23 protein-coding genes, 2 tRNA genes and 1 pseudogene are annotated in these 20,730 nt (G+C 70.8%); 17 read left to right on the top strand and 9 right to left on the bottom strand.

Annotation, left to right across the window (positions count from 1 at the left end; translation table 11 throughout):
• The first annotated feature begins 4 nt into the window (after positions 1–4).
• On the top strand, positions 5–556 hold the full coding sequence (locus tag ACWC97_RS21560) for a carboxymuconolactone decarboxylase family protein (protein WP_100454268.1): 552 nt from the start codon (positions 5–7) through the stop codon (positions 554–556).
• A gap of 96 nt (positions 557–652) precedes the next feature.
• Positions 653–1,570 (top strand): hypothetical protein, encoded by a 918-nt coding sequence (locus ACWC97_RS21555; RefSeq protein ID WP_352273807.1) that lies wholly within the window; start codon positions 653–655, stop codon positions 1,568–1,570.
• Between the two features lie 156 nt (positions 1,571–1,726).
• On the opposite strand, the gene ACWC97_RS21550 is transcribed toward ACWC97_RS21555, so the two are convergent.
• The gene (locus ACWC97_RS21550; protein ID WP_352273806.1) at positions 1,727–2,056 is read right to left on the bottom strand and encodes a MarR family winged helix-turn-helix transcriptional regulator; all 330 of its coding nucleotides are present in this window, start codon (positions 2,054–2,056) and stop codon (positions 1,727–1,729) included.
• Between the two features lie 390 nt (positions 2,057–2,446).
• Between ACWC97_RS21550 and ACWC97_RS21545 the strand changes: the two are divergent.
• From ACWC97_RS21545 to ACWC97_RS21515, 7 genes and pseudogenes are all read left to right on the top strand, one after another.
• Positions 2,447–2,569 (top strand): annotated as a pseudogene (locus tag ACWC97_RS21545) (DUF6879 family protein); the annotation flags it as partial.
• A gap of 150 nt (positions 2,570–2,719) precedes the next feature.
• Positions 2,720–2,926 (top strand): hypothetical protein, encoded by a 207-nt coding sequence (locus ACWC97_RS21540; protein ID WP_450650935.1) that lies wholly within the window; start codon positions 2,720–2,722, stop codon positions 2,924–2,926.
• Positions 2,910–3,440, top strand: a complete 531-nt coding sequence (locus ACWC97_RS21535) for a DUF6879 family protein (protein ID WP_450650933.1) — start codon at positions 2,910–2,912, stop codon at positions 3,438–3,440. The genes ACWC97_RS21540 and ACWC97_RS21535 overlap by 17 nt, the downstream gene beginning before the upstream one ends.
• Positions 3,437–4,267 (top strand): helix-turn-helix domain-containing protein, encoded by an 831-nt coding sequence (locus ACWC97_RS21530; RefSeq protein ID WP_450650931.1) that lies wholly within the window; start codon positions 3,437–3,439, stop codon positions 4,265–4,267. Before ACWC97_RS21535 ends, ACWC97_RS21530 begins: the two co-directional genes overlap by 4 nt.
• Positions 4,268–4,345: 78 nt before the next feature.
• Positions 4,346–4,579, top strand: a complete 234-nt coding sequence (locus ACWC97_RS21525; RefSeq protein WP_392279463.1) for a DUF397 domain-containing protein — start codon at positions 4,346–4,348, stop codon at positions 4,577–4,579.
• Positions 4,580–4,660: 81 nt separating this feature from the next.
• Complete coding sequence (locus ACWC97_RS21520) at positions 4,661–5,128, top strand: hypothetical protein (protein WP_450650929.1); 468 nt, start codon at positions 4,661–4,663, stop codon at positions 5,126–5,128.
• 111 nt (positions 5,129–5,239) lie between these two features.
• Entirely contained in the window at positions 5,240–5,437 is a 198-nt protein-coding gene (locus ACWC97_RS21515; RefSeq protein WP_450650927.1) for a hypothetical protein, read from the top strand.
• 71 nt (positions 5,438–5,508) lie between these two features.
• Here the strand turns inward: ACWC97_RS21515 and ACWC97_RS21510 are convergent, their stop codons facing one another.
• A complete protein-coding gene (locus ACWC97_RS21510) occupies positions 5,509–6,114 on the bottom strand; it encodes a TetR/AcrR family transcriptional regulator (RefSeq protein ID WP_352273804.1) in 606 nt (201 codons plus the stop codon).
• A gap of 69 nt (positions 6,115–6,183) precedes the next feature.
• Between ACWC97_RS21510 and ACWC97_RS21505 the strand changes: the two genes are divergently transcribed.
• The gene (locus ACWC97_RS21505; RefSeq protein WP_450650925.1) at positions 6,184–7,077 is read left to right on the top strand and encodes an NADP-dependent oxidoreductase; all 894 of its coding nucleotides are present in this window, start codon (positions 6,184–6,186) and stop codon (positions 7,075–7,077) included.
• Positions 7,078–7,101: 24 nt separating this feature from the next.
• Here ACWC97_RS21505 and ACWC97_RS21500 read toward each other — a convergent pair whose 3' ends face one another.
• Positions 7,102–7,446, bottom strand: coding sequence for a hypothetical protein (locus ACWC97_RS21500; protein WP_352273802.1), 345 nt, complete (start codon positions 7,444–7,446; stop codon positions 7,102–7,104).
• Positions 7,443–8,141 (bottom strand): DUF6232 family protein, encoded by a 699-nt coding sequence (locus ACWC97_RS21495; RefSeq protein ID WP_450650923.1) that lies wholly within the window; start codon positions 8,139–8,141, stop codon positions 7,443–7,445. Before ACWC97_RS21495 ends, ACWC97_RS21500 begins: the two co-directional genes overlap by 4 nt.
• 233 nt (positions 8,142–8,374) lie before the next feature.
• Between ACWC97_RS21495 and ACWC97_RS21490 the strand changes: the two genes are divergently transcribed.
• From ACWC97_RS21490 to ACWC97_RS21480, 3 genes are all read left to right on the top strand, one after another.
• On the top strand, positions 8,375–8,716 hold the full coding sequence (locus tag ACWC97_RS21490) for a hypothetical protein (RefSeq protein ID WP_352273800.1): 342 nt from the start codon (positions 8,375–8,377) through the stop codon (positions 8,714–8,716).
• Positions 8,717–8,889: 173 nt separating this feature from the next.
• A complete protein-coding gene (locus ACWC97_RS21485) occupies positions 8,890–9,573 on the top strand; it encodes a hypothetical protein (protein WP_352273799.1) in 684 nt (227 codons plus the stop codon).
• Positions 9,564–9,637 (top strand) — tRNA-Lys (locus ACWC97_RS21480). The genes ACWC97_RS21485 and ACWC97_RS21480 overlap by 10 nt, the downstream gene beginning before the upstream one ends.
• An 84-nt stretch (positions 9,638–9,721) precedes the next feature.
• Here ACWC97_RS21480 and ACWC97_RS21475 read toward each other — a convergent pair.
• Complete coding sequence (locus ACWC97_RS21475; protein ID WP_450650921.1) at positions 9,722–10,915, bottom strand: M6 family metalloprotease domain-containing protein; 1,194 nt, start codon at positions 10,913–10,915, stop codon at positions 9,722–9,724.
• A gap of 455 nt (positions 10,916–11,370) precedes the next feature.
• On the opposite strand from ACWC97_RS21475, the gene ACWC97_RS21470 reads away from it, so the two are divergent.
• Positions 11,371–13,257, top strand: coding sequence for a putative bifunctional diguanylate cyclase/phosphodiesterase (locus ACWC97_RS21470; RefSeq protein ID WP_352273797.1), 1,887 nt, complete (start codon positions 11,371–11,373; stop codon positions 13,255–13,257).
• A gap of 36 nt (positions 13,258–13,293) precedes the next feature.
• Here the strand turns inward: ACWC97_RS21470 and ACWC97_RS21465 are convergent, their stop codons facing one another.
• Positions 13,294–14,466, bottom strand: coding sequence for an LLM class flavin-dependent oxidoreductase (locus tag ACWC97_RS21465; protein ID WP_450650918.1), 1,173 nt, complete (start codon positions 14,464–14,466; stop codon positions 13,294–13,296).
• A gap of 62 nt (positions 14,467–14,528) precedes the next feature.
• Positions 14,529–15,326: a maleate cis-trans isomerase family protein gene (locus tag ACWC97_RS21460; protein WP_450650917.1), complete on the bottom strand. Its 798-nt coding sequence runs from the start codon at positions 15,324–15,326 to the stop codon at positions 14,529–14,531.
• Between the two features lie 196 nt (positions 15,327–15,522).
• Between ACWC97_RS21460 and ACWC97_RS21455 the strand changes: the two genes are divergently transcribed.
• The 3 genes from ACWC97_RS21455 to ACWC97_RS21445 all read left to right on the top strand — a co-directional run bounded on the left by ACWC97_RS21455 (position 15,523) and on the right by ACWC97_RS21445 (position 18,344).
• Complete coding sequence (locus ACWC97_RS21455; protein ID WP_450650915.1) at positions 15,523–16,476, top strand: D-2-hydroxyacid dehydrogenase; 954 nt, start codon at positions 15,523–15,525, stop codon at positions 16,474–16,476.
• A gap of 69 nt (positions 16,477–16,545) precedes the next feature.
• A tRNA-Lys gene (locus ACWC97_RS21450) sits at positions 16,546–16,619 on the top strand.
• A gap of 177 nt (positions 16,620–16,796) precedes the next feature.
• Positions 16,797–18,344 carry an MFS transporter gene (locus ACWC97_RS21445; protein ID WP_450650914.1) on the top strand — a complete coding sequence of 516 codons (1,548 nt, stop codon included), beginning with the start codon at positions 16,797–16,799 and terminating at the stop codon, positions 18,342–18,344.
• Here ACWC97_RS21445 and ACWC97_RS21440 read toward each other — a convergent pair.
• Positions 18,341–20,050, bottom strand: coding sequence for an AMP-binding protein (locus tag ACWC97_RS21440; protein ID WP_450650912.1), 1,710 nt, complete (start codon positions 20,048–20,050; stop codon positions 18,341–18,343). The genes ACWC97_RS21445 and ACWC97_RS21440 overlap by 4 nt on opposite strands.
• A 26-nt stretch (positions 20,051–20,076) precedes the next feature.
• A complete protein-coding gene (locus ACWC97_RS21435) occupies positions 20,077–20,667 on the bottom strand; it encodes a lytic polysaccharide monooxygenase auxiliary activity family 9 protein (RefSeq protein ID WP_352273790.1) in 591 nt (196 codons plus the stop codon).
• Positions 20,668–20,730: the final 63 nt, after the last annotated feature.

Below are 20,730 nucleotides of genomic sequence, written 5' to 3'. Positions count from 1 at the left end.
CACCATGTCTTTCACCCGTCACGACGCCGCCTCGGCCCCCGAGCAGTCCCGCCCGATCGTCGAGAACACCGCCAAGGGTTTCGGGTTCCTGCCCGCGCCGGTGGCGCTGATGGCCGAGTCGCCGGAGCTGCTGGAAGCCTTCATGACCGGCAACGGGCTGTTCAACAAGACGAGCCTGAGCCAGATGGAGCGTGAGGTCTTCATCCTCACCATGGCCACCAAGGTGGAGTGCCACTACTGCGTGGCCATGCACTCCTCCATGCTGACCCGCTCGAAGGCGGAGCCGGCCCTCATCGAGGCGCTGCGCGCCCGCAAGCCCCTGGACGACGCGAAGCTGGAGGCGATGCGCGTCTTCACCCTCGCCGTCATGGAGGGCCACGGGTACGTGGAGCCGGAGACGATGGAGGCGTTCCTCTCCGCCGGCTACACCCGCCGCAACGCGCTGGAGGTCGTCCTCGGCCTGGGCGTCTACACCATCTCGACGTACGCGAACCGTATGACCGAGGCCCCGCTCGACGAGCCCTTCAAGGCCTTCGAGTGGCACTCGGAGCACTGAGTCTCCGGGCTCTGAGGCACTGAGGCACTGAGGTGCGCGCGGCGTGACCCGCGCGCACCGACCACAGGTAGGAACCAAGGGGGGAGAAATCAACCGATGAAGATATCCGCAAGCCGTGTGCGCTGGTCGCTGGTGGGCCTCGCGTTCGGTGTCACCACGATGATCGGGCTCGCGCCGGTGGTCTCGGCGATGAACGCCTCGGACTCCGCGGTGGTAGCGGCGGAGGCCGACCTTCCGGCGCTCAAGCTGTTCAACCAGGTCTCCCTGGGCGACGGTTTCGTCCAGACCCTGTACGCCACCGACGCCTCGAACCGTCCGAAGGTCCTGGCGGTCAAGATCGACGCGGCGGCCGTGAACACACTGCCGACGACGCCGACCCATGACGGCCAGACCTGTTTCGACAAGGACGGCGACGGCATCAACCTGGAGACGGACTGCGCGAGCGGCCACGAGCGGAACCTGTGGTTCCCCAAGCTCCCGGGGCTTCCGTTCAAGTGGCTGATGTTCAACTGGCAGCGCAACGGCCACGGCCCGACCCATGTCTTCGACAAGCCGCACTTCGACTTCCACTTCTTCATCCAGGATTTCACGGAGCGGAACAAGATCCGGACCGGGCCGTGCAACCTCGTCATCAACTGCGATGACGAGGCCACCGCGATGAAGCCGGTCCCGGCGCAGTTCATGCCCGCGGGCTGGGGCATGCCGGGCGCCGCCGGCCGCATGGGCAACCACATCGTGAACCCCAACGCGGCTCCGGCCAACGGGGATCCGTTCACCCAGGCGTTCGCCTACGGCGTCTACGACGGCCACGTCACCTACTGGGAGCCGGTCGTCAACAAGGACTGGGTCGTCGCGACCAAGCCCACCAAGGTGTGCCAGCCGATCACCCAGGCGCCGGAGGTGGAGCTGTCCGGCTACTACCCGACCCAGATGTGCACCCGCTACAACTCCGCCGGTGACGTCACGTTCACCATGGAGAACTTCGTGCAGCGCACGGCCCCCAGCGGGTCCTGACCTCCGATGTGTCCCCATCGGACCCCGGCCCGCGCGCCAGCACCCTGACGCCGGGCCCGTCCCACCGTGCCCGTGCGGCTCACCGACCGTGAGCCGCACGGGCACCACGCTTTCCCACCGCTTCCCGCGGGCCCGGCCGTCGCGGGGCCGCGACGGTCAGGCCCCCAGCCAGCCCATGACCCGCTCGATCCCGCCGGGCCGGGCGACCCGGGCCAACGTGTCCTCGACCAGGGTCATCTCGGGCCCGCCCACGGTCTCGGCCCACTCCTCGCGCAACTCGTTGAGGATCTCGCCGGACAGCATGAGCGCCTCCATCCCGCGTTCCGTGAGGACGACGTCGACCTGGCGCTGGTCCCTGGCGCTCGGGGTCCGCCGGACATACCCCAGCTGCTCCAGCCCGCCGACCGTCTTGTGAGCAGCCTGCTTGGACACCCCCAGCCGCCGCCCGAGGTCGGAGATGCTCCCGCCCTGCCTGATCATTTGCATGGCGAACCCATGGGCCGGCCGCAGATCGGGGTGCCCGGCCTCGGCGAGGCGTACATGCAGCTCGTCGATCAGCGTGCGGAAAGCCTGGAGAAGAAGAAAGGGAAGCGCATTCCCGGGGCGGTGCGAAGACATAAGAGGACCCGCATATACGTGCGATCACTTTATTTAAAGTAAAACTGTATCAGCTCCTGGAAGCCCGATACGCAACCCCACCCGGAACGATCACAGAATCTTGCCCCCAGGGTTCCATCCGGCCGACCAATATCGAACTTGTATCCACTACGTAACATTTCGCCTCCGCCCGAACAAATGAGCCGCTGCCCTGCCACCCCGCCCCTGGCCGACGCCCCCCTGGGACCGACAACGTCGGCTCGGGACGGCCCGAGGCCGGATGGGCGGCAGATCAGTCGCGAGGCATTCGAGGACGATGTCTCTCCGTTCATCGAGTACCAGCAGATCGCGGTTTCGCAGTCCGTTCCCTTCGAGGAGTACGTGAAGGCACTTGGCCTTTGAACCCGAGCGGCTGGGGTGGTCCGGGCCCGAACGCACGGGCGAGGGCGGGTCACGCGGTTTCCCGTTCCCTCATCCAGAGCACCTTGACCTGGCCGTCGCGGCGCCACGAGGATCGAGTGAGTCACCACCCCGCGCGAAGGAAGATTGCCGATGAAGCTCAATCAGCTTGCGAGCGAGCGCGACGAGGGGCCGTGTCCGACGGTGTGGGCCGTGGAGGACACGGAGAACGTCTTGGTGCAGGGCTTCAAGGTGGACGATGCGGAAGCACTCGCCACCATGCGGTTACCGAACAACGAAACCGCTGTCCGTGTCCCTATGCCCTTGCTGTTGAGGGTGGCCCGTGAACATCTCACCTGAGGAATTCGAAAGGCTCTTCAAGGAGTTTCAGCGGGAAGCATTTCGACTCGAAACCCTGGACGACTACGGCAAATCGGGCGGCGTGGATGCCTATGAAGCATTCCTGGCCGGAAAGTCACAGCCGGAGAGTTTCAAGACCTCTGGCTGGGTCACAACGGTGCGAGACGCCACGCAAGCCGGCAAGCGCATGTATCGGGTTCATGTCCTGAGCCGCCCATTGACCGAGTATCTGCGATTCGAACTCGGCTGGGGCTACGTCCGGAACCAAGAAGTCGGGGAAGAGTTCTTCATCCTCGACACCACCGATCGCCCGAACCCCTTGGAGGGCGTGCCAGATTTCTGGGCCTTCGATGAACGCACAGTCATCACCATGCGGTACGACAACGCCGGAGGCTTCCTCGGGGCGGATTCGGTTCCGGAGCATCAAGCGCAGGAGTGGCTGACGCGTCGGGACACGGCCCTCGCCGCCGCCATCCCCTTCCGCGACTGGTGGGAGCGGCACGACCCGGCGTGAACAACATCAGTATCGGTCGGGCACTGCGGGAACTGCGAGAAGCCAGCGGAAAGCAGGCCAAAGCAGTCGCCCGCAGCGCCGTCATGTCTCCGAGCAAGCTCAGTAAGATCGAGAACGAGGCGCTCTCACCGAGCCTCATCGATGTGGAACGCATTCTCACGGCCTTGGAAGTCTCCGACGAGGTCAAGGCCAGGCTGACCGAAGCGGCACGCAGAGCGGCCACCGAAGCCACAGCATGGCGGGTATACCGTCGTACGGGGCTTCACAAGCATCAGGACGAAATCGGAGCCGTAGAGGCCCAGACACACCTCATGCGAATCTTCCAACCCGCCTGCATTCCCGGCCTGCTCCAGACTCCGGAGTACGCCCGTGCAGTACTCGGAAGACACTGCTACACGGATGGCGCCCTGGAGAAAATGATGGGAGCCCGTCTCCTCCGCCAGGAATTGCTCTACGACACCAGTCGCGTCTTCCGATTCTTGGTCACCGAGTCCGTAATCAGGTGGCAGATCGTCCCACCCGCCATGATGGCGACGCAACTCGACAAACTCGTCACCATGTCGAGAATTCCCCATGTGAGCATCGGAGTCATCCCCCTGTCGGCACCGATGACCGACCTCCCCAGCTCCTCTTTCGTCCTCTTCGACAGCAGCCTTGCCATTGTCGAGATTCCACATGCCGAGGTAACGACCAGTGAAGCCAGAGACGTTGAGCTGTACGAAAAAAGGTTCGACGGGTTCGCGCGCGTGGCCCTCGTGGGTGAAGAAATGCGAGCATTCGTGTCGGGTATCCGCGACGAGTTCTTGAGGCAACAGGAAACCGGCTAGAAGCACCCCCGCCCCCTGCGGAAAATGGGCGGCAGCGGCCAGTCGTGGCCGCTGCCAATCGCGCGGGAAGGTGCAGCAATGCTGGATGGAAGTGACCTGTACGCGCTCGACATCAGTGGGGCCTCGTTCGCCCGGGCATGCGGAGGCAGCACGCACCCGGATGGTGAGTCGTGCGTGACTCTGGCCCGTATCGGCAGTGGTGCCTGGGCACTCGGCGACAGCAAACGACCCGGCGTGCAGCCGTTACGGTTCACCACGGAGGAGTTGGACGCGGCAGGTATTGACCCGGCGCGCTTCGGCCTGGGCGCCTGATCTCCGAGTCCCCGACTCTCCACCGCTCCCCGCGTCGGCCGGGTCCACGCTCGGCCGGCGCCACCTGGAACGGAACGACTCATGCACCACCACGGATACCTGTGGACCGGCCCGAAAGAACGCTTCGACCAGGAAGCATTACGGCGGCCGCCCCACCCCGAACCACCCCCCGCCGGGAGCAGACCGGAACTGGCCCACCGGTACCGCGAGGTGGCCACGGAATTCCCGGCGTCCGATCTGCCGCCGTTGGAGACCGCGTACTGGCTGGTCAAGCCACCTTCCCTGGTGCGCGGCACCTGGGACGAAGCAAAGGAGGCCGCATCCTGGCTCGGCGAGCGGCTGGCCGCGTACGCCTTCCGCTTCGCGGCGGAGACGGACCGGGACACCGCGAGACTGGCCCGGCTGGTATGCGCCGCCGCCGAACAGCTCCGCTCGGGCGCCGATGTGTCGCACGGCTTCTACCTGGAACGCCCCGCGTTCCTGTCCCTGGCCGTGGTCACCTGCACTCCGAACGGGGCGAACGCTGAGCTGACCTGCCCCACCCCGTAGCCGAGCATCGTCGGCCTCGCCCTTCCGGGAGTCGCCGGTGCGACGGACGGCTCGACCCGGGTCCGGTCCAACACGGCCTGCAACGACGGCAAGGCGACAGCGGCGGAGAACGTGGCCATCCGCACCAGCACCAGCCCCACCGCCGCTCTGGTGACCACCGCCCTGAAGGGGCAGACGTGGGCCTGTGGCCAGAACAGCATCATCCTGGGCAGCCGGTACACCGCCTGCGGGACATCGAACGGCAACGGTTGGTTCTACGTCTACAACGACAACTACGCGGGCTACACCGCGTCGGCCTGTTGGGGGTGACGCCGCCCGCGTGACACCTCCCACCGCCGAAAGGGTTCGGCGAAACGGCGCGGGGCACGGTCGAGTCCTGACTACGGTCCGGCCGTGCCGGTGGAGGTTCCGGAGGGACAGGTGACGGCCCAGGCCGCCTCGATCATCTGAAAGATCTCGCCCACCGCGGCCTGCGGATCGGCCGCCTCACGGGCCAGCGCATAGGCGTCGATCACGAACCTCGCGATCGCCCGGCAGGCCGTTGGGGTCCCCGACAGGTCGGGATCGGCGGCGATGGCCGTCGCCAGCGACTCCGCGTGGCGCAGCCGCATCGACTCTTCGTACTCCCGCAGGGTGGGTGATGCGTCGATCATGCGCCAGATCGGGGCGGCGCCGTCCGCCGTGCAGTGTCGCACCAGGGCCTGGATCTCGCGGCGCAGCGCGGGGACGAGCGGCTCGTGCGGCGCCCGGTCGGTGACCGCCCGCGTGAGGCGCTGCTCGAAGTCTTCGTCCTGCTCGAAGACCAGGGCCTCTTTCGAGGCGAAGTGGGAGAAGAGCGTGGTGACGGCCACGTCGGCCTCGGCGGCCACGTCACGGATGCCCACCGCGTCGTACCCGTGCTCCAGGAAGAGCCGCAGGGCTGCGTCAGCGATCTTCTGGCGGGTCGCGGCCTTCTTGCGCTCACGGCGTCCGGTCGGCACGGTCATACCCTCACGCTATCAGGTGCAAATCCATAACAGGTTCAAAACCCTAACGGTTAGTGTTATGTTCGGCCCATGAAGAAGGTGAGCTTCGCCGAGTTCGGCGGTCCGGACGTTCTGCAACTCATGGATGCCGAGGAGCCCCACGCGGGCCCCGGCCGGATACGCATCGCCGTACGGGCGGCAGGCGTGAACCCCGTCGACTGGAGGCTCCGTGAGGGCCAGGTCCTGGGGGCCCATCCGATCGAGTTGCCCGCCGGGGTCGGGCTGGACGCCGCCGGGGTGGTGGACGAGGTCGGTGAAGGCGTCGAAGGGGTCGACGTCGGTGACCGCGTGTTCGGCGAAGGCGCGAGCACGTATGCCGAGTTCGCCGTGCTGTCGGCCTGGGCCCGTATGCCCGAGGGCCTGACGTTCGAAGAGGCGGCCGGCTACCCCTCCGTGGTGGAGACCGCGCTGCGCGTCATCCGCGAGGTCGGTGTGCGGTCCGGGCAGACGCTGCTGGTCAGCGGCGCGTCCGGCGGAGTCGGATCAGCGGTGCTGCAGATCGCCCGCGACCGCGGCATCACGACGATCGGGACCGCCGGGTCGGCGAACCAGGACTATCTGCGCAGCCTGGGCGCCCTCGCCACGACATACGGCGAGGGCTGGGTCGAGCGGGTGCGGCGGCTCGGCCCCGTCGACACCGCCCTCGACCTGGCCGGCTCGGGCGTGATCCGCGAGCTCGTCGAACTGACCGGGGACCCGCGGAAGGTGGTCTCCATCGCCGATCTCGGTGCGCCGGAGCTCGGTGTCCGATTCTCCGGCGTGGCCGGGAGCGTGCCGGAAGCGCTCGCCGAAGCCGTCGGCCTCATCTCGCGGGGAAGGCTCCACATCCCGGTCGAGAAGTCCTACACACTCGCCGAGGCCGCGGCGGCGCACATCGACAGCCAGGCCGGTCACACACGCGGACGGCGGGTCCTGGTTGTCTGAAGACCAGCCGCGCTCGTATCTCCGCTACACGCCGAGGAGCTGGCGGATTCCGTTGATCGCGTTCTCGATCGGCTCGCGCAGCGCCCCGGCGGTCGCGACGATGCCCGCGATCGCCGTGAGGGCGTTGACGCGGGTCTGCGGCTGGACCGCGGCGTCGGGGGCCAGGTCCCCGAGGGAACCGTCGAGCGTCCGTGCGTCCTCGGGCGGAACCGTCTCGCGCAGCTCTCGGAGCATGATGGTCAAGTCGGCCAGCGCTGCCTGGAGTTCCGGTGCGGCGGGGGCCGGGGCGGCGTTCTTCACGATGCCGATGTTGCCGGTTCCGTGCACGTTGACGTTGTCGCCCGCGATGTGGAAGGTATCGCCGCTCACTGTTTCACCATTCCGCTGTTGCCCGAGCCGCCGTACATGTTGACGTTGTCGCCGAACTGGTAGTTCTTCGGGTTGATCATCAGAGTGTCGACCTTCACCTGGAACTCGATGGCGGGGTCCTCGATCGCCTTCACGACATGGCCGACGAGTTCGTTGAGGTGGGGGATGTCCCGGCTGGTCACCAACGCGGTCGACAGACCGGACGTCTCGATGGCCATGACCCAGTGGGCGCGGGCCGTGAGGACCATCACCAGCTCGGAGGCGGCGAAGACGAACGCGATGAGGCCGCCGATCGGGACGAGGCCGGCGATCCCGTCCGACGCCTCGTCGGAACCGAAGCGGGAGATCCCGCTGACGATGAGCAGACCGAACGCCACGGCGAGGATGAGCGCGAGCCGCTTGAAGAAGCGCACGGTCGCCTCGGCCCGCTTCGGGGTGAGCAGGAAGGTGTAGACGCGGGTGATGTTCCGCAGCGGGTAGGCCGCGCCACCGACCCACAGCAGCCGCTTGCCGACCCGCAGCTCGACGCTGCCGCCCAGGTGCGGGGGGACCGTCGGCGGGGGAAGGGGAGGCATCCGGTTGTGCCAGGGCCGGTCGGCGTCGCCGGTGTGCCGGGGTTGCCCGTCCGGCTGCCGGGACGGCATCGGCGGTGGGCGCAGCGGCGGCTCCGCCGCCGGTTTCTCGGGCTCTTCCATGACGTTTGCCGACCCCCCAAAGCATGTGACGTCCCTCACCGGGAGCTGAAGGGTAGCGGCGCGCGTCTCCGCAGTACCGGCCCTTTCCGGCCATTTAGCGAGCCCGGCGGAGCGCGCCCCGGCGATCGGCACGGTCCGGCGACCGGCGCGGTACGACGGAAGGGGGCTTGCGGGGCGTTGGACAATGGAGGGTGGCATCGGGACGGTCCGGCGATCCAAGGAGGCAGCCTCACATGTCAGAAGCCGAGCGGAACGGGCAGCAGCGGATGCGCCCCGCGCCCCTGCTCTTCGAGCCGTCGGAGGCGGTCGCCGACCCCGAGCACTTCTTCGACCTGGAGTCCATGGAGGACCCCCGGGAGCTGCTGTCCCGCGCCACCGAGCTGACCCTGGCGTTCCGGGCCGCGACCGACCGCGCGGTCGAGTTCCAGGCGATCGCCGCCGCGCAGCTCGCCGATCCGCGCCGGTTCGACCGGCTCACGACCGGGGACATCGCGGAGCGCGCGCAGTGGACCGAGGACTATGCCAAGAAGATGGTCGAGTTCGGCAGGAGCCTGCTGCGCGGCACCACGCCCTGACCGTCGCAGCAGCTCGGGGGCCGCGCACGGGCCCGTCGCGCACCGGCCGGTTCTGACGTCGGGCAGCCCCTCTGGCATATGCCCGAGCGCAAGATACTCCCTCCTCCCCCGAACTGTCCCGGTTTCCCGCAACTCTCGGAACGCGTCCGATCACCCCCGGTAGATATGTCGGCATGACCGCATGGCTCCCGGAACACACGCCCCTGCACCCCAGCGACGCCCACCACCACCGCACCGAGCTCTTCGCCGTTCCGCGCGACCAGACGGCGGCCCGGACGGAGCACGTCACGGCGGCCGGTGCCGCCTGGCTCGCCGGCGCCTCCGCGTATCCGCGCAGCACGCTGGCGCAGTGGGAGCAGCACCCGGCCCTGCCCGGGGTGCTGCCGTGCGGCTCGGCCTTCGACGTGGTGAACGTGCCCACGCTCTTCGGGCGCCGGATGCTGGAGCACCTGTGGTCGGACGGCCCCGGTTCCGGGCCGGTGGCCACGCACCGGGGGCGGATGCTGCTCTTCGCCTCGCCCGGTACCGCCCAGCGGCTGCCCTCGCTGCTCGACTGGGAGGAGTGGGGCGGTTGTGCCGGTGCGGAGGGCGGCGGTGAGGGGCGGGTGCCTCCGCTGCTCTGCCACGGCACCGGGGACGCGGTGACCGTCCCTCCCCTGGCCTGCTCCCCGACCGCGTCCGGCCCGCGCTGGGTGGTCGCGCCGGACACCCGTACCCCGTGGCTGCCCGGCCCCGACGTGCTGCTGTGGGCCTGTGTACGGGTGGCCAGGTCAGCGCCCCCGTCGGCGGTCCGGGATTCGATTTTTCCTCCTGCGGATCCGGATGCTAATGTCTACGACGTCAGCAGGCGCCGCTAGCTCAGTTGGTTAGAGCAGCTGACTCTTAATCAGCGGGTCCGGGGTTCGAGTCCCTGGCGGCGCACAGACGGAAGAAGCCCCTCGCGGAAGCGGGGGGCTTCTTCGTTTTGGGGTCCGTGTCCAGGGCGCTCTTCCCGGCCCCGGGGCCTCAGGGGTTCGTGGTGGGGATGCCGGTGGTGATGTGGATCGTCCAGGCGCCGGACGCGGTCCGGCCCGCGACCTCGATCCGGGCGTGCCCCTCGGGGAGGGTGTACGTCTCGCCGGCGCGCAGCGGGGCGTCGGCGAGCGGGGCGTAGACCGAGCGGTCCCAGCAGGCGTCGGTGCGGGGGTGGGTGTCGATGACCTGGACCGGGCCGCCGCCGGACGGGGTCTCGTTGCGCACCCGGTAGAGCAGGACGCCCTCGGTGCAGGTGGTGGTGTCGTTGCCGGTGGCGCCGCGGGCCTCGATGGCGACGGCGGTGTTCTCGCCGGTCCTGATCACCGCGAGCCGGGTGCCGAGGGAGGTGCCGGGGCCGGGCTCGGCGGCCATCGGCACCAGGGTGAGGTCGCGGTCGCTCTGGACGCAGGCCACCTGGCGGCGGTCCAACCAGCCGAGCTTCCACTTGTGCCAGCCGAAGAGGTCCGGCGCGAGTCCGAACTGGCTGCCCATGACGTCCCAGTCGCCGACGTGGGTGTCCCAGTCGCCCTTGCCGTCGGACGGCCGGTGGTAGAGGTCCGGCAGGTCGAAGACGTGTCCGGTCTCGTGGGCCAGCACGTTGTGGTCCGGCGGGTGCTGCTCGAAGACGGTGACGACGCGGCGGATGTCGGTGCCGTCGGCGCGCAGCGGCCGGTCGAAGTTGACGACCTTGGTGGCGTCGGAGTCGACGCCGGGGGCGTCCGGGTCGGCGACCAGGTAGACGATGTCGTACCGGGAGAAGTCGACCACCGGATCGGCGGCGGCCACGGCGTCGCGCAGGTAGGTTCCGCGCCCCTCGTCGTCCCAGTCCCGGTGTATGCCGTACTGGTCGGAGGCCCTGGGCATCCTGATCCACTGCCGCAGCGGGTGCGCGCGCAGCGTGAACTTCCCGTACGAGGCGCGCTGGAAGAACCGGGTGGTGGCGGGGAAGTGGTCGGCGGCGAGCCGGTCGGGCGCGATGGCCGGTCGGTGGTCCGGGAAGGACAGGAAGATCATGACCGCGTCGAGCGGGCGGTCGGGGCGGGGATAGGCACTGTTCCAGCCGTCGACGCCGAGCGAGTGGTGTGCCCCGGTGCGGGGCAGGGCACAGGGTCCGGGACCGGCGGTGGCGGCGACGGCGGGCCCGGCGACGAGGGAGGTGGCGGCGAGCGCCAGCAGGGAGGTCACGGCGGCTCCCGTCGCGCGCAGCCGGGACCGCTCCCCTCCCGCGGATCCCTGCGGACGCGGCACGGCTACCTCCGGTACCTCCGGGTACAAAACGCGGTGACCCCACCCACCCTGGGGCGGGGGCGGCGTTTCGGCCTGTTGGGCTGCACCAGTCGAGTCAGGGACCGACCGCGCCCCTGACCCTCACAGAACGTCACATTCGATCAATGACGCATCGTGGGAGAAGGTGAACGTTCCCAAGTGATCGGTTACGGGCAAAACGGAACCTTGCGTGAAGGGCGCGTGCGGGGCGTACGCGGGGCGTGCAAAGGTCGGACGCTGGAACGGCCGACGCACCAAGCTCTATGCTTCACCAGGCTTTCCCGCGTGGACACCGCCTCCGAACCAGGCACCCCGCGCGGCGGGCCAGTCCGGCCACACCTGTTCAGAACAGAACTGCACGGCGGGAGCGAACGGTGAGCGGAACCTCCGAAGGGGCCGGGTCCGCGGCGGGCACACCTCGGTGCTCCGCAGGACGGACGGTCTCGGATCGTCACGTTCCGTGGCCGCCCTCCGCGGCCAGGGGTTCCGAGCCGCACGGCTACCGGGCCGCCTTCCTGGCCGCCACGCTCCCGATGGCCGTCGTCGACCACGAGGGCCTGGTCGTCACCGCCAACGAGGCCCTCGGCGACCTCCTCGGCCTGCCCGCCGCCGCGCTGACCAGCCAGTCCGCCGCCGACCTCCTCGACCTCGCGGCGGACGGCCGCACCTGGCACGCGTACCGCGAGGTGCTGCACGGGCGGCGGACGCGCTTCCGGCGTACGCACCGGCTCAGGCACCCCGACGGGCGCGCGCTGTGGGCCGAGGTCACCGTCGTACCGATGCCCGAGTGCGACGGCCGGGCGGGGCGGGACGGGTGCGAAGGGGCGGGGCGGGTGCTGCTCTCCGTCGCGGACGTCAGCGACCGGCGCGAGCTCCAGAAGCGGCTGCGCCACCTCCAGATGCACGACCCGGTGACCCGGCTGCCCAACCGGACGCTCTTCTTCGAACGGCTCTCGGCCGCCCTGGAGACCACGGCGGACGGGGCCCCGGCGGGCGACGGCTCCGGGGAGCCCCGGATCGGGCTCTGCTATCTGGACCTGGACGGGTTCAAGGCCGTCAACGACACGATGGGCCACCGCACCGGCGACCGGCTGCTGGCCGCCGTCGCCGCCCGGCTCACCGAGTGCGCCGCCCAGGCCGGCCCGCGCCGGGGCGGCGGCGCCCGTCTCGTCGCACGGCTCGGCGGCGACGAGTTCGCGATCCTGGTCGAGGACTCCACCGGTACGCGGCAGCTCACCGACCTGGCCCGCGCGGTGCTGGCCGCCCTCCAGCGCCCCTTCGACCTGGCCGGGCAGCGGATCTCGGTCTCCGCCTCGATCGGGGTGGTGGAACGGCCGGTCGCGGGTACCTCGGCCACCGGTCTGATGCAGGCCGCCGACACCACGCTGTACTGGGCGAAGGCGGACGGCAGGTCCCGCTGGACGGTCTTCGACCCGGAGCGCAACGCCCACCGGATGACCCGCCAGACGCTCGCCTCCACGCTGCGGCCGGCGGTGGAGCGCGGCGAGTTCACCATCGAGTACCAGCCACTGGTCGGCATGGCGGACGGGGTGCTGCGGGGGGTGGAGGCGCTGGTGCGCTGGAACCATCCGCAGTTCGGGCTGCTCTCGCCGAATCGGTTCGTCGCGATCGCCGAGGAGGACGGCTCGATCGTCCAGCTCGGACGGTGGGTGCTCCAGTCCGCCTGCCGTCAGGCGCGGCGCTGGCAGCTGGAGCACCCCACCGATCCGCCGCTCTTCATCAGCGTCAACGTGGCCGTGCGCCAGGTCTGGGACTCCGACCTGGTCACCGATGTCGCGGAGATCCTCGCCGAGACCGGGCTCGACCCCTCGCTGCTCCAGCTGGAGCTGACCGAGTCCGCGGTGATGGGCTCGGCGGGCCGCCCGATCCAGGCGCTCCAGGCGCTCAGCGACATGGGGGTGCGGATCGCCATCGACGACTTCGGCACCGGCTACTCCAACCTCGCCTATCTGAGCCGGCTGCCGGTCTCGGTGCTGAAGCTGGACGGCTCCTTCGTCCGCGGATTCCGCTACGACGACGGCGCGCACCCGAGCCCGGCCGACGAGACGATCGTCGAGGCGATGGTGCAGCTGGCCCACCGGCTGGGCCTGACCGTCACCGCCGAGTGCGTGGAGACGGCGGGGCAGGCCGAGCGGCTGCGCCGGATCGGCTGCGACACCGGGCAGGGGTGGCTCTACTCGCGCGCGGTGGCCCCGGAACGGATCGCCGAACTGATCGGCGCGGGCCCGTTACGGGGCTGAGGGCGCGGGCGGGCGGCTCGGACGCGACCGGCGGGGTCAGGCCGTCGGGAGGCCGTACGCGTCGGCGATCAGCTCGTAGCTGCGCAGCCGGGCCTCGCCGCCGTGGGCGTTGGCGGTGATCATCAGCTCGTCGGCGCCGGTCCGCTTGGCCAGGTCGTCCAGACCGGTGCGGACCTGGTCGGCGGTGCCGTGCACGATGTTGGTGAGCCAGCCGTCGACGAACTCGCGCTCCATCGGCGTGTAGTCGTACGCCTCCGCCTCGTCGGGCGTGGGGACCAGGCCGGGGCGGCCGGTGCGCAGCCGGACCATGGACAGGGCGCCCGAGAGGACCTGGCGGCGGGCCTCGCGCTCGTCGTCGGCGGCCAGGGCGGCGACGCCGATCAGCGCGTACGGGGCGTCGAGCACCGCGGAGGGCCGGAAGGACTCCCGGTACAGGTCGAGCGCCGGAATCGTGTTCTGCGCCGAGAAGTGGTGCGCGAACGCGAACGGCAGCCCCAGCATCCCGGCCAGCCGGGCACTGAACCCGGACGAGCCGAGCAGCCAGAGCGGCGGGCGGCCCGGGGACTGGACGCCGCCGTCGGACGTGGCCTGGACCGGGCCGGGGACGGCGTGGATCCGCGCGTACGGGTGCCCGTCGGGGAAGTCGTCGTCCAGGAACCGGGTCAGCTCGACGAGTTGCTGCGGGAAGTCGTCGGCCCCCTCGTTGAGCCGGTCGCTGCGGCGCAGGGCGGCGGCCGTTGCGCCGTCGGTGCCGGGGGCCCGGCCGAGGCCGAGGTCGACGCGGCCGGGGGCCATGGCCTCCAGCGTGCCGAACTGCTCGGCGATGACGAGCGGGGCGTGGTTGGGCAGCATCACGCCGCCGGAGCCGAGCCTGATGCGCTCGGTGTGCGCGGCGAGGTGGGCCAGGATGACGGCCGGCGAGGAGGACGCGACACCGGGCATCGAGTGGTGCTCGGCGACCCAGTAGCGGTGGAAGCCGCGGCGCTCGGCGAGCCGGGCCAGCTCCACGCCGGTGCGCAGGGCCTGGGTGGCGGTGCGGCCCTTGCCGACGGTCACCAGGTCCAGCACGGAGAGCGGTACGGGGGCCGTTCCCTCCGCCGTGCCGTGGATGCCCGTGTCGTGGATGCGCGCGCCATGGGTGCCCGTGTCGTGGGTGCCCGTGTCGCGGCGCTCGTCGCCCCGGTGCCCGTCGCCTCGAATCTCGTCCACTTCCTGGCCCTCTCCGGTGGTGCTTCGACTTCCGGAGGGACATAACGGGAGGTTGTCTCCGGTTATTCCCGGTGGGCGCCCCGTCCGCTGTGCGCGCGGGCCCGGCCCTCGCCCCAGACGGCCACCGGGGCGGGCGGCGCCTCCCGGCGGCCGAAGAGCCTGCCCAGCCGGGGGGACCAGGCGCGGCGGTCGGCCAGGCGCAGCCCTTCGCGGACGGTGACCTGGTTGCCGGTGAGGACGGGCTTGCCGAGGAGGGTCTCCAGCTCTTCCTCGTGTCCGGCGGTGTGCAGCGCGGTGTCGGGCAGCAGCACCACGTCCGCCTCGGGCCGGTCCGCCGCGGCGGCCAGCTCCTTCACCCGGTCGAGGTCCCAGGCGGCGGCCTCGGCGGCGGAGCCGAGGGCGGCGGCGGTGGTCCCGGCCGTCCCGATGTCCGCGGCGCGCAGGAATTCGACGAACGCGGCGGTGACCTCCTCGGAGTAGGTGGAGGCGACGGCGACCCGCTCGGCGCCCAGCTCCCGTACCGCGTGGACCAGGCCGAGAGGCGTGCTGGAGGCGGAGACGCCGACCGCGCGGGCCAGGGCGGCGGCCTGTTCGTGGGCGCCCTCCCACCCGTACAGGAAGCTCCCGGCGCCGCTCGCCCACACGACGCACTCGGCACCGGCGCGCTGGAGGTCCGTCACCCCGGCGGCCAGCCGGTCGGGCTCACCGGTCCGCAGCAGCGCCTCGGCGCGGTAGGAGTCGTCCGCCACCTCGGTGTGGTGCACCACCAGCCGGACGGCGTCGAGCAGGATCTCCATCCTGGGGTAGTCGTCCTGGGCGAAGTGGTTCGGGTAGAGGATTCCGATGGTCGTCGTGTCCACCTGTCCGCCCTCCTACGCGCGTACGGCTCTCCCGCGTACGTCTGGCCTTCCTGCGGCCGGGCGCTCTGTCGCCGCCCGTTCCTTCCCAGTATTCCCCCATATGCGGTGAATCCTCCGATGCCCTGTTGACGGGCGGCGGGACGGCTGCGAGCGTGGGCGTCCCGCACCCCCGGACGCAGCGGAGCGAGCGACTCTCATGCCGGAGCCCACCGTGCTCGTCCTGGACACCGCCCCCTCGCCGCGCCTGGGCCGGCTGACCGGCCGGGCCCGTGTCCGGCACACGGACGGGGCCGGGCTCCCCGCCCTGCTCCCCACCGCCGACGTGCTGCTGGTGTGGGACGTCACCTCCGACGCGGTACGGGACGCCTGGCCCGGCGACGGGAAGCGCCCGGCCTGGGTGCACACCGCGAGCGCGGGGGTGGACCGGCTGCTCTGCCCGGAGCTGGCCGCCTCCGACACCGTGCTGACCAACGCCCGCGGCATCTTCGAACGGCCGGTCGCCGAGTACGTCACCGGGCTGCTGCTGGCGTTCGCCAAGGACCTGCCCGGCACCCTGGACCTCCAGCGGCGGCGGCAGTGGCGCCATCGCGACACCGTCCGGCTCGCCGGCAGCCGGGCGGTCGTCGTCGGCGCGGGCCCGATCGGGCGGGAGATCACCCGGCTGCTGATGGGGCTGGGTGTGAAGGTGGCACTGGTGGGGCGGACCGCGCGGCGCACCGTGCACGGCATCGGGGATCTGGACCGGCTGACCTCGCTGTCCGACTGGGTGATCGCCGCCGCCCCGCTCACCGACGCGACCCGCGGCATGTTCGACGCCCGCTTCTTCGGGCTGATGCAGCCCTCGGCCCGCTTCGTGAACGTGGGGCGCGGCCCGCTGGTCGTCGAGGAGGATCTGGCCGAGGCGCTGCGCAGGCGGTGGATCGCCGGTGCGGCGCTCGACGTGTTCGAGCGGGAGCCGCTGGAGCCCGGGAACCCGCTGTGGGACGTACCGGATCTGATCGTGTCCCCGCACATGAGCGGGGACACGGCGGGCCGGCAGGACCGGCTGAGCGAGCAGTTCGTGACGATGTTCGACCTCTGGGCGGGCGGGCGCCCCCTGCCGAACGTGGTGGACAAGCGGCGCGGCTACATCCCGACGCCCGAAACATGACGGTAAGCACCTCTTTGCCCGGGTGGCATCGGCACCCTTCCGGACCAGGTATGATTTTCAAGTCAGCAGGCGCCGCTAGCTCAGTTGGTTAGAGCAGCTGACTCTTAATCAGCGGGTCCGGGGTTCGAGTCCCTGGCGGCGCACAGACAACGCACTGGGCGGTTCACGTACACACGTGAACCGCCCAGTGCGTTGTGCGCTGCCCACCCCCCCTCCCAGCCCGTCGCGCACCCCGCCGCACACCCCTGCCCGAGAAAATGTACAAGCGTTTTAAACAGCCGTACTAGACAAGCGTTTTATACGCTCGTACATTGCTGGTCATGCCGAACGCCACGAGCACGACGCGCACCACCGCCGCACAGGGTCCCCTCGCGGGACGTCGGGAATGGACCGCTTTCGTGGTCCTCATGCTTCCCCTCCTCCTCGTCTCGATGGACATCTCCGTCCTCTTCTTCGCGATCCCGTCCATCGACCGGGACCTCGCCCCCAGCGCCACCCAGCAGCTCTGGATCTTCGATGTGTACGCCTTCGCCCTGGCCGGGCTGCTCATCACGATGGGCTCGCTCGGCGACCGGATCGGCCGCCGCAAGCTGCTGCTCCTGGGGGCGGTGGCGTTCGGGACCGCGTCGGCCGGTGCCGCCTACGCCGACAGTCCGGAGATGCTGATCGCCGCCCGCGCGCTGCTCGGGATCGGCGGGGCGACGCTGATGCCGTCGACCATGGGACTGGTCCGCAACATGTTCCGCGACGAGCAGCAGCGCACCCGCGCCGTGGGGATCTGGTCGGGGGCGATGGCGGGCGGGGTCGCGCTCGGCTCGGTGCTCAGCGGGGTGATGCTCCAGCACTTCTGGTGGGGCTCGGTATTCCTGATCAATGTGCCGGCGATGCTGCTGCTGCTCGTCCTGGTGCCGTTGCTGGTCCCGGAGTTCAAGGACCCGAACCCCGGCCGCTTCGACCTGCTGAGCGTGCCGCTGTCGCTGGGCTCGGTGCTGCCGGTCATCTACGGCGTCAAGGAGACGGCCGCCCACGGCTTCGACCCGCGCAACACCCTGATCGCCGCCGCCGGGCTGGTCGTCGGCTGGTTCTTCGTCCGCCGCCAGCGGGTCCGGCGCGACGCGATGATCAGCCGGGAACTCTTCCGCGACCGCAACTTCTCGGCCGGGATCGGGCTGAACGCGATGGCCGCGTTCGCGATGATGGGTTCCTCGTTCTTCACCACGCAGTACCTCCAGTCGGTGCTCGGCATGGGCACGTTGGAGGCGGCGCTGTGGAGCCTGGCGCCGTCGCTGGCGGTGGGTGCCGCGGCACCCACCGCCACCGCGGTCTCCCAGCGGGCCGGGCGGGCCCGGGTGGTCTGCGCCGGCTTCGTCGTCGCCGCCGCGGGCTTCGCCCTCCTCGCCCTGACCGGTACGGACACGCTGTGGCTGCTGCTGGTGGGCTGCGCCGTGATGAGCAGTGGCATCGTCACCGTGATGGCGCTGGTCTCGGACCTCGCGCTGTCCACCGCCCCGCCGGAGAAGGCGAGTTCGGCGGCCTCGCTGCTGGAGACCGGGCAGGAGTTCGGCGGCGCGATGGGGATGGCCCTGCTGGGGGCGGTGTCCACCGCGATCTACACGGCGGACATGCCGGGCTCGGCCCCGGAGATCGCCCGCAAAACCCTGGCGGGGGCGGTGGCCACGGGCGACGGTTCGCTGATCGCGGCCGGACGGGAAGCCTTCGTCCACAGCATGCACAGCGCCTCGGTGGCCGGTTCCGTGCTGCTGCTGGCGGGCGCGGTGCTGGCCGCGACGGTACTGCGCCGGGCGGCGCGGTCCGGCGAGCGGGAGGCGGGGCGGGAAGGCGCTCCGGAGGCCGCGCCGGTGGGTTAGGACCTGTCGTCCGGGCCGTGCTCCAGTGCCGGTCGGGCTCGCTGGTCGAGTCCGGCCGGCACCGGCGTGCCGTGCGCGGTGTACGCGGCCGCCAGCGCCGACAGCCCCTCCCCGGTGAGCGGGGCGTACGCCCCGTCCGGGCCCCGGTGCCAGACCGGGTCACCGCACCAGAACCCCTCCTGGCGCAGGGCCGCCCGGTGCACCTTGTTGGTCGCCGTCACCGGCATCGCGGGCACGATCCGTACGAAGGCGGGGGCCATCTTCGTCCCCAGGTCCGGCTGGTCCGCCAGGAACCGGGCGAAGGCGGCCGGGTCGAAACCGGTCCCCGCCCGCAGCGCCAGCGCTGCCATCACCTGGTCCCCGGCGGCCGGGTCCGGCACCGCGTACACCGCCGCCGCCACCGCGTCCGGCCACCGGGCCAGGATGTTCTCGATCATCGCGGCGGCCAGGTTCTCGCTGTCCACCCGGAGCCGGTCGTCGGTGCGGCCCGCGAAGTAGTAGAAGCCCTCGGCGTCCCGGAAGAAGAGGTCCCCGGTCCAGTACCAGCCGCCGCGCACCCGTTCCGCGTCGGCCGCCGGGTTGCGCCAGTAGCCCTCGAAGGGGGTGCGGCCCCGGTTGACCAACTCCCCTATCGCCTCAGCCCCGTTGACCAGCCGGCCAGCCCCGTCGAAGACGGCGGCGGCCCGCTCCCGGCCCGTCTCCGGATCGACCACGGCGAGGTCGTCGCGCGCGGCCGCCCTCCCGACCGCCCGTGGCGGGGTGTCCGGGGTCCGCTGGATCGCCGCCCCGCCCTCGGAGGAGCCGTACCCCTCGACCAGCCGCACCCCGAACCGCTCCCGGAACCGGGCCGCGTCCACCGCCCCGGCCTCCGTGCCGAAGCCGAGCCGGAGCCGGTGCTCCCGGTCGTCCGGCCGCTCGGGGGTGGCGAGCAGGTACTGCACGGCACGGCCGACATAGGTGAAGTACGTGGCCCCGTGGGCGCGTACGTCGTCGAGGAAGCCGGAGGCGGAGAAGCGGCGGCGCAGCGCGACGGCGGCCCCGCCGGCCAGCGCGGGGGCCCAGTCGGCGATCACCGCGTTGCCGTGGAACATCGGCATGCAGACGTAGTGGACGTCCTCGCGCCGGACCCGGAAGTGGCCGGCCAGCGAGGCACCGGCGGCCGCCAGCCGCCCCTGGGTGCAGATCGCGGCCTTGGGCGCGCCGGTGGAGCCGGAGGTGAAGTAGAGCAGCATCCGGGTCCCCGGACCGGTGCCCGGCCGGGTGACGGCGGCGGGTTCGGCTCCGGCGTACGGGGCGAGGAGTTCGGCGTACGCCTCGGTGCCGGTCACCAGGACGCGGACGCCCGGGAGGTCCAGCCCGGCGAGGAGCGGCAGATGGGTGCGCTCGGTGATCAGGATCCGGCAGTCGGTGTGCAGGATGTCGCGGGCCAGTTCGGCGCCGCGCCGGGTGGGGTTGATCCCGGCGACGGCGGCCCCGGCCAGGGCCGCCGCGCTCAACCAGAGAGGAAACTCGGGGTTGTTGTCCAGCAGCACCCCCACGTGCGGTTCGCCGCCCGCCGGCAGCAGATCCGCCAGGAGCGCGGCCCGAGCGGCAGCGCCCGAGGCGACCTGGTGATGGGTGAGGACGGTGTCCTCGTACCTCAGTCCGGGCCGGTGGTCGCCCCATTGGCGCTGTACGAGCTCCGCCACGGTGCCTGCGCTCCCCATGGCGCCGCACGGTAACTGACTATGCGTCAGAACTGAACATCGGAGCAGGCGTAGAACGCGTTGGCCGTGTCGGCGATGTTCCAGACGCTCAGGATGATGTGCTTCCCGGACTTCTGGGTGGGGATGGTGCCCTGCTGGGTGAGGGTCGCCGGGGGCTGCTTGCCGCCGTACGGCACCGTCATGAAGGGCTGGGGCTCCAGGGAGGCCCTGGTGAGCGGCTTGGTGGGGTCCCAGCCGTCCTTGGTGATGTAGTAACGGAAGTCCGTGGTGGCGTGGCGCGCCGTGAACTGCCAGCGGAACTGGAAGCCCTGGCCGCCGCTGACCTGGGTGGCGGGCCAGTTGCCGCCGCGCGGGTCGTCGAGCTGGGCGAACTCGCCGTGACCGCCGGAACAGATCTTCCCGTCGGCCGGACCCGCCGCCGGGAACCCCTTGGGGCCCTCGACGCTCTGCGGCTCCCACTGGATGTTGCCGCAACCGGTCACTGTGCCGTTGGCACAGAGCTTCTGGCGGCTGATGGGGTTGTCGGTGTAACCGTGACTGCTGGCGCTGCTGGTCGCGAACATCGAAACGCCCGCGACGGCCAGGCCCACCAGGGCCACACTCGCCTTTTTACGCATGTGCTGTCGCTCCTTCAGAACGGGGGGAGGTTCCATGAGCCGTGCTGCGCGCGTTTCCTGCGG

It is taken from the genome of Streptomyces sp. NPDC001108 (assembly GCF_053598535.1).
Note: the sequence above shows the minus strand (reverse complement) of the source record. Positions and strands in the feature narration are given on the sequence as shown.

Excerpts from the sequence above, each read along its gene's own strand:
- ACWC97_RS21495 (WP_450650923.1), bottom strand. The coding sequence starts at position 8,141 with ATGGAAGAGCCCGAGAAACCGGCGGCGGAGCCGCCGCTGCGCCCACCG.
- ACWC97_RS21510 (WP_352273804.1), bottom strand. The coding sequence starts at position 6,114 with ATGACCGTGCCGACCGGACGCCGTGAGCGCAAGAAGGCCGCGACCCGC.
- ACWC97_RS21555 (WP_352273807.1), top strand. The coding sequence starts at position 653 with ATGAAGATATCCGCAAGCCGTGTGCGCTGGTCGCTGGTGGGCCTCGCG.
- ACWC97_RS21550 (WP_352273806.1), bottom strand. The coding sequence starts at position 2,056 with ATGCAAATGATCAGGCAGGGCGGGAGCATCTCCGACCTCGGGCGGCGG.
- ACWC97_RS21485 (WP_352273799.1), top strand. The coding sequence starts at position 8,890 with ATGACCGCATGGCTCCCGGAACACACGCCCCTGCACCCCAGCGACGCC.
- ACWC97_RS21520 (WP_450650929.1), top strand. The coding sequence starts at position 4,661 with ATGCACCACCACGGATACCTGTGGACCGGCCCGAAAGAACGCTTCGAC.
- ACWC97_RS21505 (WP_450650925.1), top strand. The coding sequence starts at position 6,184 with ATGAAGAAGGTGAGCTTCGCCGAGTTCGGCGGTCCGGACGTTCTGCAA.
- ACWC97_RS21440 (WP_450650912.1), bottom strand. The coding sequence starts at position 20,050 with ATGGGGAGCGCAGGCACCGTGGCGGAGCTCGTACAGCGCCAATGGGGC.
- ACWC97_RS21490 (WP_352273800.1), top strand. The coding sequence starts at position 8,375 with ATGTCAGAAGCCGAGCGGAACGGGCAGCAGCGGATGCGCCCCGCGCCC.
- ACWC97_RS21540 (WP_450650935.1), top strand. The coding sequence starts at position 2,720 with ATGAAGCTCAATCAGCTTGCGAGCGAGCGCGACGAGGGGCCGTGTCCG.
- ACWC97_RS21560 (WP_100454268.1), top strand. The coding sequence starts at position 5 with ATGTCTTTCACCCGTCACGACGCCGCCTCGGCCCCCGAGCAGTCCCGC.
- ACWC97_RS21445 (WP_450650914.1), top strand. The coding sequence starts at position 16,797 with ATGCCGAACGCCACGAGCACGACGCGCACCACCGCCGCACAGGGTCCC.
- ACWC97_RS21525 (WP_392279463.1), top strand. The coding sequence starts at position 4,346 with ATGCTGGATGGAAGTGACCTGTACGCGCTCGACATCAGTGGGGCCTCG.
- ACWC97_RS21455 (WP_450650915.1), top strand. The coding sequence starts at position 15,523 with ATGCCGGAGCCCACCGTGCTCGTCCTGGACACCGCCCCCTCGCCGCGC.
- ACWC97_RS21435 (WP_352273790.1), bottom strand. The coding sequence starts at position 20,667 with ATGCGTAAAAAGGCGAGTGTGGCCCTGGTGGGCCTGGCCGTCGCGGGC.